General features: G+C 45.2%; 13 protein-coding genes and 1 pseudogene. 5 read left to right on the plus strand and 9 right to left on the minus strand.

Features of this window, described 5'->3' with window-relative positions:
• Positions 1-2 precede the first annotated feature (2 nt).
• Positions 3-1,247, minus strand: a pseudogene (nhaC, locus tag BN1080_RS13305) (Na+/H+ antiporter NhaC).
• A gap of 236 nt (positions 1,248-1,483) precedes the next feature.
• Here nhaC and BN1080_RS13310 point away from each other — a divergent pair.
• Together BN1080_RS13310 and BN1080_RS13315 are read left to right on the plus strand one after the other, a co-directional pair.
• On the plus strand, positions 1,484-2,239 hold the full coding sequence (locus BN1080_RS13310; protein WP_052652712.1) for an ABC transporter ATP-binding protein: 756 nt from the start codon (positions 1,484-1,486) through the stop codon (positions 2,237-2,239).
• Complete coding sequence (locus BN1080_RS13315; protein ID WP_052652714.1) at positions 2,236-4,068, plus strand: FtsX-like permease family protein; 1,833 nt, start codon at positions 2,236-2,238, stop codon at positions 4,066-4,068. Before BN1080_RS13310 ends, BN1080_RS13315 begins: the two co-directional genes overlap by 4 nt.
• 49 nt (positions 4,069-4,117) lie before the next feature.
• Here the strand turns inward: BN1080_RS13315 and BN1080_RS13320 are convergent, their stop codons facing one another.
• The 3 genes from BN1080_RS13320 to BN1080_RS13330 are packed head-to-tail and all read right to left on the minus strand — an operon-like array spanning position 4,118 to position 5,741.
• Positions 4,118-4,639 (minus strand): YcxB family protein, encoded by a 522-nt coding sequence (locus tag BN1080_RS13320; protein WP_052652716.1) that lies wholly within the window; start codon positions 4,637-4,639, stop codon positions 4,118-4,120.
• 21 nt (positions 4,640-4,660) lie between these two features.
• Positions 4,661-5,152, minus strand: a complete 492-nt coding sequence (locus tag BN1080_RS13325) for a GNAT family N-acetyltransferase (RefSeq protein WP_234398973.1) — start codon at positions 5,150-5,152, stop codon at positions 4,661-4,663.
• Positions 5,145-5,741, minus strand: a complete 597-nt coding sequence (locus tag BN1080_RS13330) for a TetR/AcrR family transcriptional regulator (RefSeq protein ID WP_052652718.1) — start codon at positions 5,739-5,741, stop codon at positions 5,145-5,147. The genes BN1080_RS13325 and BN1080_RS13330 overlap by 8 nt, the downstream gene beginning before the upstream one ends.
• Positions 5,742-5,898: 157 nt before the next feature.
• Between BN1080_RS13330 and BN1080_RS13335 the strand changes: the two genes are divergently transcribed.
• Entirely contained in the window at positions 5,899-6,681 is a 783-nt protein-coding gene (locus tag BN1080_RS13335; protein WP_052652719.1) for a glucose 1-dehydrogenase, read from the plus strand.
• Positions 6,682-6,920: 239 nt separating this feature from the next.
• Here the strand turns inward: BN1080_RS13335 and BN1080_RS13340 are convergent, their stop codons facing one another.
• Entirely contained in the window at positions 6,921-7,823 is a 903-nt protein-coding gene (locus tag BN1080_RS13340; protein ID WP_110925647.1) for a hypothetical protein, read from the minus strand.
• A 184-nt stretch (positions 7,824-8,007) separates the two neighbouring features.
• Complete coding sequence (locus tag BN1080_RS13345; RefSeq protein WP_199876625.1) at positions 8,008-8,364, minus strand: hypothetical protein; 357 nt, start codon at positions 8,362-8,364, stop codon at positions 8,008-8,010.
• Between the two features lie 138 nt (positions 8,365-8,502).
• Here BN1080_RS13345 and BN1080_RS13350 point away from each other — a divergent pair, with 138 nt between their 5' ends.
• Both BN1080_RS13350 and BN1080_RS13355 read left to right on the plus strand, forming a co-directional pair.
• Positions 8,503-9,399 (plus strand): sulfurtransferase, encoded by an 897-nt coding sequence (locus BN1080_RS13350; RefSeq protein WP_052652721.1) that lies wholly within the window; start codon positions 8,503-8,505, stop codon positions 9,397-9,399.
• Between the two features lie 227 nt (positions 9,400-9,626).
• Entirely contained in the window at positions 9,627-10,769 is a 1,143-nt protein-coding gene (locus tag BN1080_RS13355) for a hypothetical protein (protein WP_199876626.1), read from the plus strand.
• A gap of 116 nt (positions 10,770-10,885) precedes the next feature.
• On the opposite strand, the gene BN1080_RS13360 is transcribed toward BN1080_RS13355, so the two are convergent.
• The 3 genes from BN1080_RS13360 to BN1080_RS13370 all read right to left on the minus strand — a co-directional run bounded on the left by BN1080_RS13360 (position 10,886) and on the right by BN1080_RS13370 (position 15,383).
• Positions 10,886-12,391, minus strand: a complete 1,506-nt coding sequence (locus BN1080_RS13360; RefSeq protein ID WP_052652725.1) for a phytoene desaturase family protein — start codon at positions 12,389-12,391, stop codon at positions 10,886-10,888.
• A 190-nt stretch (positions 12,392-12,581) separates the two neighbouring features.
• The gene (locus BN1080_RS13365; protein ID WP_407674787.1) at positions 12,582-13,778 is read right to left on the minus strand and encodes a M14 family zinc carboxypeptidase; all 1,197 of its coding nucleotides are present in this window, start codon (positions 13,776-13,778) and stop codon (positions 12,582-12,584) included.
• Between the two features lie 255 nt (positions 13,779-14,033).
• Complete coding sequence (locus BN1080_RS13370; RefSeq protein ID WP_052652727.1) at positions 14,034-15,383, minus strand: GntP family permease; 1,350 nt, start codon at positions 15,381-15,383, stop codon at positions 14,034-14,036.

Raw genomic sequence — 15,383 nt, forward strand, 5'->3', positions numbered from 1 at the left:
AGTCAATATAAGCCGCACAAACAATGGTGAAGTTCCGTACCTTCGTCTTCAAGGGCACGCGACAAATTCTTCGGATGCAGTCCTTTATCCTGATAGGCTTTTGCATACATTCTGCCCGGCAACAGAATAGATATGTATTGTTCTGATGCAGTCGCATTCGTGAAAAACGCAGAAACGATGGTAGCCGCAATCAGGCTGCCTGCCGATTTCGCGACTTTCAATATCTGTTTTACAATTGCTTGCAGCATTCCCGTATGTTCCAATATGCCGCCAAATACCATGGCGAAAATAACCAATGAGACGGTGAACATCATCGATTCGATGCCGCCGCGGTTAAACAGTTCATCCACCATTTCATTGCCGGATGACATCACATAACCATCATGAAGCGCATTGATTGCATTTCCGACATTTCCGCCTTGAACGAAAATCTCACAAAGAAAACCTAAAACTACCCCAACTATCAACGCAGAAAGCGCAGGTACCTTCATGATCACCAGCACAGCAATCGCAACCGGCACCAACATTAGCCATGGTGAAATAATGAAATTGCTGTTGAGCGCGGTTAAGTTGCCTTGAATATTTTCTTCATCCACATCCGCTCCGCCGAACTGCCGGCCAAGCACAAAGTAGACAATCAAAGCCAGAACAAGTCCTGGAATCGTCATATACGTCATATGTTCAAACAGATTCGTCCCTGTCACACCTGCCGCCATATTGGTCGTATCCGACAACGGCGACATTTTATCGCCAAAATAAGCACCCGAAATAACCGCCCCCGCTACCATGGCAGGCGCGATTCCCATACTCATGCCAATTCCCATGCCGGCAACTCCGATCGTGCCCATTGTTGACCATGAGCTCCCGATGGCAAAAGCGACGACACCGCAAATAAGGCAGATTGTCACTAAAAAGAGGGATGGAGTAATGATTCGAAGTCCATAGTAAATCATCGTAGCAATCACACCGCCGCCAATCCATGAAGCAATGATCATTCCCACCACGATGATGATCAATACTGCCGGAAGCGCCAAACGAATGCCTTTATAAGCGCCTTGTTCAATCGTTTTCCATTTATAGCCGAGCCACTAAGCGATAAATGCGGCAACGACACTGCCCGCAGCCAGCGGAATATGCGGGCTGCCTTCAAATAAATTAATTGTGACCGCCATAATAGCTATCATGGTAACGAGTGGAATAAGAGCTAATAGAAACGGTATCTCAATATCTTGTTGTTTTTTCTTCATTCTATGTACTCCTAGCTTTTTAGAGTCTGAACTTCGGTCAACTAACGACTGAATAATTTTATGGTGCTTACGGCACTTAAATTTTATATCCCCCAAACTGCAGCAATTGTAACGGCAAAAATGAAAATTTATTCTCAACTCATTAGTGAATCTTAAGAAATCCTTCATTTTTCCCTACCGAATTTCTTCATTTCTCCTCTCTATAGTAAGGAATAACAATGAATGGAGGAATTTACATGACGGCTATTTTAAATGTAAAAAACATCTCAAAGACGTATGGAACAAAAGGGGCTAACGCCTATACCGCCATCCGCAATTTATCATTCACGATGGAAAAGGGAGAATTCATTGGCATCATGGGCCCTTCCGGTTCCGGCAAGACGACCTTGCTGAACACGATTGCCACATTGGATCCCGTCACTGAAGGCGAAATCATCATCGGCGGAACGTCCTTGTCTGCCATGAATGAAGAGCAGCTGTCCGATTTCAGGTCCCAACAGCTGGGTTTTATCTTCCAAGACTTTAATCTGCTCGAAAACATGAGTGTCTTTGAAAACATTGCTTTGCCGCTTTCTCTCCGGAACACAGCGGTTCCGAGGATCTCTGCAACCGTTCAACAGGCTTCAACACTCCTCGGGATCAGCGGCATCCTCGAAAAGTTCCCTGCAGAAATTTCAGGCGGGCAAAAACAGCGGACAGCGATTGCACGGGCGCTTGTCCATAATCCCGCCTTGCTTCTTGCGGATGAACCGACCGGCGCACTGGATTCAACAAATGCCGCAATTTTAATGGAAACCTTAAGCGATCTGAACAAAGAACAAAAAGTCTCCGTCTTGATGGTGACGCACGATCCGCTTAGTGCCAGTTACTGCAGCCGCCTCCTATTCATCAAGGACGGGGAAATCGATCAGGAGCTCCATGCCTCAAACAGCCGGGAACAATTCTACAAAGAAATCTTGGAAGTGCTTGCTGGCACAGGTGGTGCAAGATGATCCTAAAATTATCGCTTGAAGGCTTAAAGCGGAAACAACGCGATTATTTTATCTTATTTACCGGACTCATTGTCTCCATCGCGGTTTTTTATATGTTCCTGACTTTAGGTTTAAACAAAGAATTCATCACCGGCAATTCGGTCATCAACCACATTCAGTTGGTGTTCATCGTCGGCATTGTTCTCTTATCCGTAATCACTTTTTTCTACCTCTTTTACACAAATGCATTCCTTCTTTCCTTACGAAAAAAAGAATTTGGCATGTATGAACTGATCGGCGCCAAGAAGAAGCAAATCAAGCAGGTGTTCCTGCTTGAAACGATGCTGATTGCAGCGGCCGCTCTCGGGGCTGGCATCTTCCTCGGCGCACTTCTTTCCTGGCTTGTTTCGAGCCTGTTAGCCGCCCAATTGAATGTCGAATTTATCGCTTTTAAAGTTTTCTACGGGCCGGCTGCCTTTTGGACGATGGTCTATTTTCTAGCCGTTGCCTATGCGGTTTCTTTCATCAACAACCGAAAGCTTGCGAAAGCTTCAATCAATGATTTGCTGAAAGCGGAAGTAAAGCACGATCCGTTGCCGTCACAGCCTAAAAATTCGGCGCTGATGATCTTTTCTGGAATTGTTCTGCTCGGCATTGGCTATGCCGCTCTCTTCTTCATGGAGATCCTGCGTTTTATCGGTCTTTTTGCCGCGCCGGCAGCCACGACGCTTGGCACCTATCTGCTCTTTGCTTCGCTATTGCCGATCATCGTCCGAAAATGGAAGCGCAATAAAGCCTTGAATTTCAAAGGGCTCAACGCGTTCACATTCGCCCAGCTCAGTTTCCGGCTGAATGAATTGAAATGGGTGCTTGCAACGATTGCTATGCTGATCGCTTTATCGGCTGGCGCCATTGCGGGCGGTTTCGCTTTCAAGAACAATGCTTTGTTATCTGTTGACGAAGAGCGGCTATACGATGCAGCCCTTTACAATCCCGGGGAGGCAGAAGAAGAGGTATTGAAGACAATTCCGTTAGAAGAACGGCTTTCTTACCGTTTTAAAATGGACGAAGAATTTGTTTATTATGTCCAGGATGAACTTGAGGCCAATCCGCCTTGGATCGTCGATTGGATCAGCTATAAAACAAAGCGGCCTGAGCCGCTGCCTGAAAATCTTGAAATTGATGAAGGAGGCTACCAAAATCTTGGAGATGATTGGACAACCGCCCTTGAGACGATTAATCCCGCCTTTTCCACTTTAGGGATGCACCGGCTTGTTTCAACGGAAGCATTCGAACAAGTTGATGCAGAAGAAATAACGATCGTCCTTGCAAAAAGTGAAGGGTTTTCTCGCTATATTGAAGAATGGCAAACACTGGACCGGCTGCAGTTGCAGGAAGAATCGAGACTGTATATCCCCTTGGACCTTGAGTACGAATCGCTTTCCAGCAAGTATTCGAATTTCGAAAGCCAATATGCATTTGCAAGCGGCACGTTTTTCATGGGCTTCTTCCTCGGCCTTGCCTTCTTGACTATGATGGCAAGCATCTTGATGTTCAAAATACTTTCAGGGGCAAACAGCGATATCCGCCGCTATGACAGCCTCCGAAAACTTGGGGTCCGAAAGAAAGCCTTGGAAGCAATCATCTCAAAAGAAATCTTCATCGTCTTTTCATTTCCTGCCTTGCTTGGCCTGCTCCACGTATTCGTCGGCATGCGGATGTTCACGTTCGTCATCATCGATCCGTATTACCGGTTGTGGATTTCCTTGCTCATTTTCTTGGCAATCTACGGCAGTTATTATTTCTTCACCGTCCACCTGTACCGAAAGCTCGTATTGCCGAAAGGATAAAACGAACAAACCCGTACCAGCAATAGGCTGGTGCGGGTTTGTTTATGTATCAAGCTGTTTTTTTCACTTTCTCATGGATCAGCTTTCTTAACGTTTCTGCGTCCTGCAGATCTTTTTTCGGCAATATATATGCGGACAAACTGCTATTGTACAGATAGAAGTTCGAATCATCTTCTCCGAAATCCACAATCCCGGACCATGAAACCGAAGCTACGCCAGTCTTACTGATTTCTTTGAGGCCTTCTTCTGTAAATACCATCGAATGCTCTCCCAGCATGCTTCCATTATCCCCTTCACGAATCATCTTACGGGCTGTCCTTTTAATCATCCGATAATACAGCGATGGTGAAAAAATCACCCATACAATTGAAAGGATCAAAAAGGGGATCAATAAAAACAGCAGCGGCATATCCAAAATAAGAGAGAAAATCACCGCCAGCATCACATACATCACGGGAATCAGAAAACGCTGCAATGCCATCGACTTTCTATAGGTTTTCGAGTTTTTCGAATGGTATAAATTAAAATCAATAAATGCTTCTTCCGTCACGTCGTAATTTATTTCCATCATTTAAGTCTACTCCCTTTTCAATTAGGATAAATTCATCCGAACTTCCCGGCTGAGATACACGAGCCGTTCAATTTCCTCAAATCCATTTTTCTTATAAAATGCTTCTGCGGGGATGCCCCGGTCGGTCAAAAGAGAAACAGTGGCTACGTTATCTGACTCTAGCTTTTCAAGCAGATGCTTGAGCAACGCTTTCCCGACTCCTTGATTTTGTACAGTCGCTTTGACGCACATCTCATAAATGAAAAATTCGTCCCCGCTCCACCAAGCGCGCTTTGCACCAAAAAGGAAACCGATAACTTCTTCGCCTTCCGTTGCGACAATACCCATAAATCCCGGGGTGCGGACAAAATCCATCAGGTAGCGTTCTGCTCTTTCCGGCTCCCATTGGTCGTTCCATGGTTCCGCGTTGAAGACTTCCATAAAAGCTGCTATGCATTTTTGAAGATCCTTTTCGGTAAATAGATTCATTTCCATAAGAAACACTTCACGTCCTTTATCGTTCGAATCATCCAACCCTGAATCCCGCCGCAAATGACTGCAGAATTCCGATCAATTCCTGCGACACTTCTATCGGCGATTTTTGATAGCCGTTTCGCGCCCAGTCAAGGATGAGCCCCGCTGTCCCATGCGCCATATATAATTTAAAGGAAGAGGAGTTGATATCGTGATGGCCGATCGGCGTAAACGTGAACTGCTCCTCGAACAGCTCGAAGATGGCGCGCGGCAATTCCTGATAAAGGCCCGGAATGGTATCTTCCATCAAATAGAGATTGAAAAACAAACGGTTGTCGTAGATGAATGACACGAGTTCAAACGAATTGGCGTCCATAGATGCCGTGGAAATCACCTTGCCCGGCTCATAGCGCTCCATGCTCGTCCGCTTGATCTGCTTGAACATTTCTTTCCGCAGCTCTTCCGTAATATCCGGCTTATCCAAATAATAAAGATAGAAAGTTGCGCGGTTATATTGGGCACGCTGTACGATATCTGTCACCGTGACATGGCTATACCCTTTTTCATTGATCAACTCGGTGAATGCTTGCTTGAACTGGTGCTTCGTCCGTTCTGCTTGCGGAGAAAGCTTTTCTTTCTTCACTTCCATCTCTTTTTCCTCCAAAATCGACAGTTTCAATAAAACTGTCGCATTACTCAACACATTCGCCATTTTTACGGATTGAAGCTTTTGGTGCAAAGGCTTACGCTGGCGATAGATCCAATAAATTCAGTTTAGCATACCCATGAAAAAGGAGAGAGATCAGATGATTAATTACAATGACAAAGTGGTTATTATCACAGGCGGCGGCTCCGGCCTTGGACGCGCGGCGGCACTTTCCATCGCACAGCAAGGCGGCAAACTCGTGCTGGTCGACATGAACCAAAACGGCTTGGAAGATACGAAAAAACAAATCCTGGCAGCGGCTCCGGAAGCCCAAGTTGAACTGGTTGAAGCAAACGTGACGAACGAAGAAGAAGTGAAGAACTACGTTCAATTCACCATCGACAAATTCGGCAAAATCGACGGATTCTTCAACAACGCCGGCATCGAAGGCAAACAGAACCTGACAGAAGACTTCGGTTCCGACGAATTCGAAAAAGTCGTGAGCGTCAACTTGAACGGTGTGTTCTACGGAATGAAACACGTATTGAAAGTCATGAAAGAACAAGGCTACGGCTCGATCGTCAATACGGCGTCCGTCGGCGGAATCCGCGGCGTCGGCAACCAATCCGGCTACGCAGCGAGCAAACACGGCGTTGTCGGCTTGACTCGCAACTCCGGCATCGAATACGGCCAGTTCGGCGTGAGCATCAATGCCATCGCACCCGGCGCCATCATGACGCCAATGGTCGAAGGCTCATTGAAACAAATGGCTGGCGACAACTGGGAAGCAGCCGGCAAAGAATTTGTCAGCGTGAACCCGATGAAACGCTTCGGCAAACCGGAAGAAGTCGGCAACCTCGTCGCCTTCCTTCTATCCGACGCAGCGAAATTCATCAATGCCACTGTTATTCCGATCGATGGCGGCCAATCTTACAAATATTAAGCATGAAAAAGCGCACTCCTGAAAATGGAGTGCGCTTTTTTTATTTTATTCGGCGATCGGCAAGTATTTATGGGCTGGCGGACAGTATTTAACTGCTGTTGGACAGTATTTCGAAGCATTCGGACAGTATTTATGAACAAACGGATTGTAAATCCGATTACTTGAAATAACTAAAAGAAATCAAGAAAATTTTTCCTGAAATCCTCTCTAACAATGGAAGGCCCAGCCTATCTGCAGCCTTAATTCTTATACTCCCCCATAATCGTCCCTACAATAATGCCAAGTACTTGCCCCTTGAACGCATCCGGAACCGATTCGCCGGTTGGATTCACATAGTACAGAAGCTCAGTTTCTTCGTTGTAGGTGAATCCAAGGTTCATCAGCTTCGTTTTCAGCGATTCCGGCAGTTTCTTGCTGCCTGTCAGTTGTTCGAAGTGAGGTGTTGCATAAACTGAAACATCGACATCGTCCAGACTCGATTCGAGGATGAAGAGATCCGTGTCGCTTTTCAAAATCCATTGCCCTTTAGAGGAGATGGCAAGCTGTGAATACTCCAAAGTCGAAATGCCGTCCAGATTTACCCCAAAGATCTGGTTGATCAGAATACGGTTCTCTGCTCCAGTCAATTGATAATCATGTTCTTTAATATAGCGGTCCATCACGTCGCTTTTCTTCAGCTTCATGATGCGTGCGTCTTGCTTCGTCGAGTCCGGCTTTTCGTTGAATGAAAGACGCAAGCTCTTCATGACTTCTTCTGGATAGATGCTCACTTGCGATCCATAATTGTTTTTCGAAATCACATCAAGATCGACAAAGAAAATTTCCTCAACCGCTTTTCGCACTTCATTGCCTTTTACTTTTTTGCCGAATGAAGCCAGGTAAAGGTCCATGGCCTGCACTTTCGGCATTGCTTCAATTTCACTGTCGCGCTTTGTTGATTTTTTATCCATATCCAAAGCCTCGCGCAAAGCGCGCATGGCCTGCTTTGAATACTTCGTTTCCTGCTTTTCCTGCATCGATTCATAGGAAGCGGATGGTGCGGGATTTTCTTTTGCAGAAACGCTTCCCATTCCTCCAGTAAAGATTAAACTTGCAGCAAGGCCGATCAACACAAAATTCTTTGAACTGGTTTTACTCTTCATCTTTGTTTAGACTCCCTTTCGATTCCTAATTATACTTACTCATTTATTATAAATTTAAATAAAACAAAATACCTATTATTTTCTTCAGTTAATAAAACTTAAGATTCAAATCAGTTGATAAAATCTCTACAAAAAAGAGCTTCAATTTAAGAAGCTCCTCTGCTCATCTCATTTTTATTCATATTTAAAATTCCGGGTCAATGGGCCCCACCCATTTTAATTCGAGGCTTCCTTCTTCCAAGTTATAAAGTTTCGTTAAAACCTCATTCATATTCCCTGAACGGATCTGGTGGAAGAATTCTTGTTTCATGCTCTGAATGTATTCTGTTCTAGTCATTTGATCTCTATCGTCGTGCGGGGCGAGGACGCGTTCATATGCGCTCATCCGCTCCAAATCTTCTTTGTCGAAATGATACCCGCTGCCATCTGGTGCTCTCTTAACAATAAAGGGTGGGGATTCAATCGTCTTCGTTCTGTCCTTAAACGCAAAATGGTTATGCTTGATTGAGGTAATATTACTGACTTCAATGACTTTTTTCAACGCTTTCACCCTTTCTCTTTTTATATCACCTACCATTCTATTGTCCTTTCTTAAAATAACGGTTAAAAATGCATAACTTTTGACGACTTTCTTTCCTACAGCGTAGAGTGGAAAGCATGAGGCAAAGGAGGAATTCAAATGAAAGAATTTCCATTGATTGTGACAACCGACTGGCTCGCAGAGCATCTCGACGATCCACAACTGCGGATCGTGGATGCAACGGTCTTCATGAAATTCCCGGAAGCTGGCGGACCGCCTGAAGTCGAGTCTGGGAAAGCTTCCTACGGGAAAGGCCATATTCCAGGAGCGGTTTATGCAGACATTGTCGGTGAACTGTCGGATACAGATTCGGCTCTTCCGTTCACGGTTCCGCCGCGTGAAACCTTCGTCGAAAAATTGACGGCGCTCGGAATCGGCGACGGGGTCTATACTGTCATTTACGACCAAAACGCTTTGGTCGGTGAATCCGTCGCCGCTTCCTACTGGGCCTCTCGACTCGCTTGGCAAATGCGCTACGAGGGATTCGGCCAAATTGCAATACTCGAAGGGGGCCTGCAGAAATGGCTGGCGGAAGACCGCGACTTGTCGACGGATGTTCCAGCTTTTCCAAAAGCGGACTTTACAGGCCAACGCCAGGAAAATATGCTGGCCACGAAAGAAGACGTCCAAAAAGCGATAGACGATGAACAAACGGTTCTGATCAACAGCTTGTCGCCGGAGGAATTTGCCGGCACCCAAACGGACGACCCGCGAAGCGGCCATATTCCGGGCAGTGAAAATGTCTTTTTCGGGCTTCATGCGGATGAACAAACAAAAGCGCTTTATGATGATGACAAGCTACGTGCTTTATTTGAACATACAGGCGCACTGGATCCCGATAAAAAAGTCATCACTTATTGCGGCGGCGGCATTGCAGCTACATGGAATGCCTTGATCTTGAATAAACTCGGGCAGCCGAACGTCGCCGTCTACGACGGCTCGATGAACGAATGGGCGAGCGACCCCTCTTGTCCGATCGTTAAAAGTACGAAGTAACCGCAAACTAAAAAGTAATCTCAGTATCTCTAAGTAGAGATACTGAGATTTTGTCTTTTATGACAAATGTAAAACACATTATGAATGATTCGGTTAATCTCAAACAAATAAAAGGCTACATTCAAAATATATAATTATTACAAATATCATATTTACTATTCCATTATAATCCAGTAAATGCTACTATTTATTAGGCTTTACAGTAAAAATGAAAGATGGGATAGAACTTGAGAAAGAAATTTTTAAGTGGTGTTATGTTTAGTGGCTTAGTTTTAGGATTATTGACGGGTTGCGGGGAAGAAAATCCTACTGCGACAGTTGACAGTTTTTTAACTGCTATTCAGAAAAATGACTTTGAAGAAGCTGGTAATTTTGTGCAAGGCGGCACAGAAAGTCTAACAACTAAACAAGAAGAAAGCGATAAAGCGGATGAGGAATTGGCTTTAACGATGATTGAAAATATTTCAAAGACATATGAATTCAAAAAACCTGAGGAAGTATCGGCCGACGGAGACAAAGCTGTCGTTAAAGCCGAAATTACTTCTCTTGATATGGGCACCGTTATGGCAAGCACAATGGCTGAAATCATGCCACTAGCTTTCGCGAGCGCATTTGATGAAGAAAGCGAAGCATCCGATGCCGCTTTTGAAGAAATGACTGAAAAGACGATGATGAAATACATGACGGCGGAAGATGCTGCCCTTGCTACCCGTACAATTGAATTTAATTTAGAAAAAGATGATGAAGGCAATTTTAAAATTGTAGATGATGAAAGCTTAACAGAAGCTCTTTTTGCAAATATATCTCAGTTAGAAGATATGTTCAACGAGGATAGCAGCGATATTGAGTCAGAAGATGCTGAAGACTTGCCAGAGCAAACTTCGGAAGTATTAACAATTGTTGCTGAAAATAAACCTTATGATGCAAAACCAATAAATTTGACGATTGAAGAGGCTTCGATCAAAAAAGCAAGCAATGTCTCTGAAGATCAGCAGTCCTCCATAAATGGTATGTATACAGATGAACCAATAGGTTCTGAATTCAATTATTTTTATGTAAAGTATAATGCCGAGAACACTTCAGACCAAGATGTTTCCTTTAATGGAATCAGCGAAATTGTTTTATTCTCAGAAGGCAAACAAGAAAAAATTGATATCGCTACTGACTGGAAAGACTTCATCGACTATGACGAAGCACAAGACCCAGATTACTATGGGGCTGTCAGCAAATCTGGTGAAGTCGGTGTAGTGATAAAAACCGATCCTGCTAAAGTTGAAAAAGTACGCTTAGTTATTGCAGGACCTTACGCAACAGAAAGCTATGAAAACCTTTCAGATGATCAAATTGTAGAATTTGAAATAACAAAATAAATTTCCTTTTAAAGCCGCATCTTTTGATGTGGCTTTTCTTTTTTAGCATTTTAAAATGCCATTCCATTGAAACCGATTTGGTTCAACAAAATGACATTTCAATATCAAACTTTAATTTATCGCTTCTTGGAGTGATCCCGCTTCACAATCTTGTCGCTCACTTGCATGCCGCTGAGTGTCACCATCGGCATGCCGCCTCCAGGGTTGACGGTGCCGCCGACGAAATACAAATTGTTGTAAAGGTCGCTTTGCTTTTTGTGCTTGAAGCCGCCGTTTTTGTTTTTATCGGAAACGGTCCCGTAAATGGCGCCGCGATCTGAGCCGTAGACGCGTTCAATGTCATGCGGCGTCCAGGCATCGCGCGTCACAATGTGGTCGCGCAAGCCATGAAGGCCCATTCGTTCCAATTTGATAAGCACGCGTTCTTCAAATTCCCGGTACTGTTCCGGTGTGAACGGCTTATCCTGGATATATGGAATATGCGGCAGGATTTTGATGTTCTCATGACCTGGCGGCGCCTGCGCCGGATCGGTTTTATTGACATTGACAAGATAAATTGTCGGATCGTCCGGCAGCTCGTGCTTCTCGAATACTTTATCCATCTGTTCTTTTAAATTTTCGGAGAAGAAGAAATTATGGTGGTTCAGCTGCGGATATAACTTATTAACGCCAAGGTGCAGCACGTAGCCGGAACTTGCCGGTTCGTATTTCTTCTCCAGCTTTTCGACAAACTTCTCATCCGTTTTGACCATTTTTTTATAGAATGGGATGACTTCCATATTGGAGACGTAGTAGTCAGCTGTTTGGAAGGAACCGTCTTCCAGCTCAATGCCTGCGATTTCTTTGTTCTGATTGGTATGGGCACGAACAACGCCAACCCCCGTATGGATGTGTACGCCTTCTTCCCGCGCCAGCCTCTCTAAACCTTCTGCCAGTTTATGCGTGCCGCCTTTGACATACCAGCACCCTTGCGCATGCTGCATGTAAATCATCATATTCAAGACGGCCGGTGCGCTGTACGGCGATGAACCGACGTATTTGACGTAGTAGGACAGCATATCGCGCAGATGCGGATTGCTGATGCGCTTGGAAATTGCGCTGTACATCGTCGACGTCAGATCAAAACCCGTCAATGTCGCGAGGATGCCGTTTTGTGCAACCGCTTCTCTAGGCGATTCAAATCCTTCGTTTAAATAGCTGTGCTCGGTTGTCTTATAAATTCGGCGAGCATATTTCAAAAGCGCATAGTATTCTTTCATGTCTTTTTTGGACAGGGACGGGTTTTCCCGTTCCATCAACCGAAGATCGTGGAAAAGGTCAAGCACTGTGCCGTCCGGGAAAAACGAGCGCCATTCCCGCTCCAGCCGCTGAATCGGGACATAGTCCTCTAAGCGTTTGCCGCTGCCTTGAAACAATCGGTCAAAAATATGCGGCATTGTTAAAATTGACGGACCGAGGTCAAAGCCGAAGCCGTCTTGTTCCAAGCGATTTACTTTGCCGCCAATGTGGTCATTTTTTTCATATAACGAAACCTTGTAGCCTTTTTGTGCAAGGGAAATTGCAGCAGATAGCCCGCCAAGGCCTCCCCCGATCACAATTACGGATTTTTTCTGATTCACCATATATGTACCGCCCTTCTTCCCCCGAATATTCTTCTGTTGCTGCCCTTTTAACTTACTTCTTCAGCTGGAGCCATAATCCTCTTTATTCCCTGGCAGGGCCTTTTAAAACCTGTTGTATATAGTTTTTGTATAAGCTCAGCACACGAAAAAACCTGCAATTCCATTCAAGGAATTGCAGGTTTTACCTGTTTTAAAAAGAAGGAGTATAGGAAGTAAGCGGGATATCTTCATAGTCTTCCGGATTCAATTGGTTGACCGAATCATCGGCTACCCCTTCGATAATAGCGGAAAGTCCGCGCTCAACCGATTTGACCAGCTGCCCTTTTTCCTTCTGCCCTAGGCTCTGCGTCTGTCCCCGCACTTCAAAAAGTACCGTTCCGCTGCCATTGAGTGCATACGAGCCGAGCGCCGTCCCTGGCAGATCCAGGTCTTGCGAATACAGGGAGATATTCGTAAATTTCGAGTTGCCGAAAGATTGAAGTTCGTTATAGGCCAATAAATTCAATTGTCTCGAGAAATCGAAATTGTAGTTATCCGCATAGTCTGCGTATTTCGAACCAGCAGGCGTTGTCGGATCCGGCACAAATTCGGCAGACAAGGAAAGCGTTACAGGATCAGCCGTTCCGTCGACATAATAGAGCCCTTGATGATGCAAATCGACAAATACATCCACCTTGCCAAACTCTTCCTGCAAAGATTTGTAGACATCACGGGAAGTTTGCGCTTCAGGAGTGATAAACCAGCCCGGCTGATCGGATGCACCCGGAAAATCTTGGGCTTCTGGCACATAATTGAGATCCGGATTAAAGTCGCGGTTCACATCAAATCCAGGATTCGCACCGTAGTCGTAATTTTGGCTGATGCCCCGGTCAAGATAATTCCATGATTTTGCTGCACCTTCTAATTGCGGGAAGCTCTCAAGCATTTCAGTCCATGTCAGGCTATTGCGGCGCTTGTCGGCTTCAGAAGCGTCTGGATTCATCATAGGCATGAATACAAGCGTGACTTCTTCGCGAATTTCACGTGCCTGCTTCGAATTGCCGGACAAAGTTTTCAGCAAGTTCAAAATCGCTACCGTTCCGGTCTTTTCATTGCCGTGAATTTCACTTTGAACCAGCAGCACTTTTTCTCCGGTCCCGACTCTTGCAGTATAAATGTCCAAGCCTTCATGCGACTGTCCAGCTACATCTACTTGGACAACGCCTTTGCTTGTCGATTCGATTTGCCGTAAACTTTTTTGCAGTTCCTGATAATCGATAAATCCAGAAATATTGTTGTCGTGATGATGTGTGGCCGGCTTTGCATCATTGCCTACCGCATATACCGGCATCGCCAGTGCCGTACATAAACTTAACACACCTAATGTCGTCGCAAACTTCCCCTTCAAAAACACCCACTCCTTTGACTTTGGTTATTATTACCTTTTGACTCTTTTTTCTTCAAATTATTTACTTTAACAACCTCAGCATATCAACTCTAAAATGAATAGTAAATGTATTTTGAATTTTCAATTCTTTAGTCATTTATTCTAGCCATTCCACTGTAAATTCATCCCCCCAAAGACTAAAGGCCTTAAATACTTCGACCCACTAAATAGTAGACAAAAATAAAACCATCTTCCCGAAGGAAAATGGTTTTAAGGTTAGACGAGGATCGTCCACAAAATCATCGTGAAGACAATTGTGGTAACCCCTTGCAGCAAAGTAGCCACTGTTTGCGCTTTATAAGCATCGGTCACTTTCATGCCGCTGAACTGTGTGATGACCCAGAAGAAACTGTCGTTGACGTGGCTCACGGTCATCGCGCCGGCGCCAACCGCCATTACGACAAGTGCAAGCGGCACAGCCCCTTCAACGCCAAGCGATGGCAAAAGCGGCGCGATCAACGTGGAAGTAATGACAAGTGCAGCGGTAGAAGAACCTTGTGCGGTTTTCAATGCAGCTGCAATCAAGAACGGAATCAATAGGAAGAGCGAACCGCCGGCAAGCGCCGACATATCCATTTCCGCAATTAAATCGGCAACTCCGGAATTTGTGATAACGCGTCCGAATGCTCCGCCGGCACCGGTAATCAACAGAATCGGTGCGGCACTGACAAGCCCTTCTCCGATCAAGCCCGTTAAATTCGCTTCATTCCATTTCGGCAGCAAGAAGAACGCTGCAAATACACCAATTAAAAGTGCGACCGTCGGAGAACCTAAGAATTTCAAGAAATTTGTAAAGCCATCTTCTCCGCCCAGCACACTTGCTACAGAACCGGCACCGATTAAAATTACCGGAAGAACGATTGGCAAGAACGCTTTAAAAGTGGAAGGCATTTCGCCAAACGACTTAATGACTTCTTCATAGCTCAAATCTCCGCTTTTTACCGTGTCTTCAGGAACTTCAATTTTCGAAGCGACTTTGACGGCCCAGAAGTAACCGACCACAGCAGCAGGAATCGCGACGATCAGCCCAATTAAAATGATCGTGCCGAGGTAATTTTCAGCGCCGATATTGCCGGCAGCTGCAATTGGGCCCGGCGTCGGCGGCACTAACGTATGCGTCGCATATAAACCGGTGGCGAGTGCAACAGACATCGAAGCGATCGAGACTTTTGCACGTTTCGCCAATGCTTTTTTCAAGCTTGATAGAATAATAAATCCAGAATCACAAAAAACAGGAATCGAAACGATAAAGCCGATGATCGACATCGCAAGCTGCGGCCGTTTTTCGCCAATCAATCGAAGAACCACTTCCGCCATCCGGTAAGCAGCGCCCGATTTTTCTAAGATAACGCCGATAATGGTTCCCGCCACAATGACGATCCCGATGCTGGTCATCAAACCGCCGAAGCCTTCGTTGACGCTCAAAACCACATCTGCGAGCGGCATGCCGGAAGCGATTCCCATGAAGAACGCACCAATCAATAGCGATAAGAATGGGTGGAGCTTGAATACGGCCGTCAGCAACACAACGAGAACAACACTCAACGCAATAATCACAAATAACAT

Source organism: Planococcus massiliensis, from assembly GCF_000821325.1.
Lineage (GTDB): Bacteria > Bacillota > Bacilli > Bacillales_A > Planococcaceae > Planococcus > Planococcus ruber.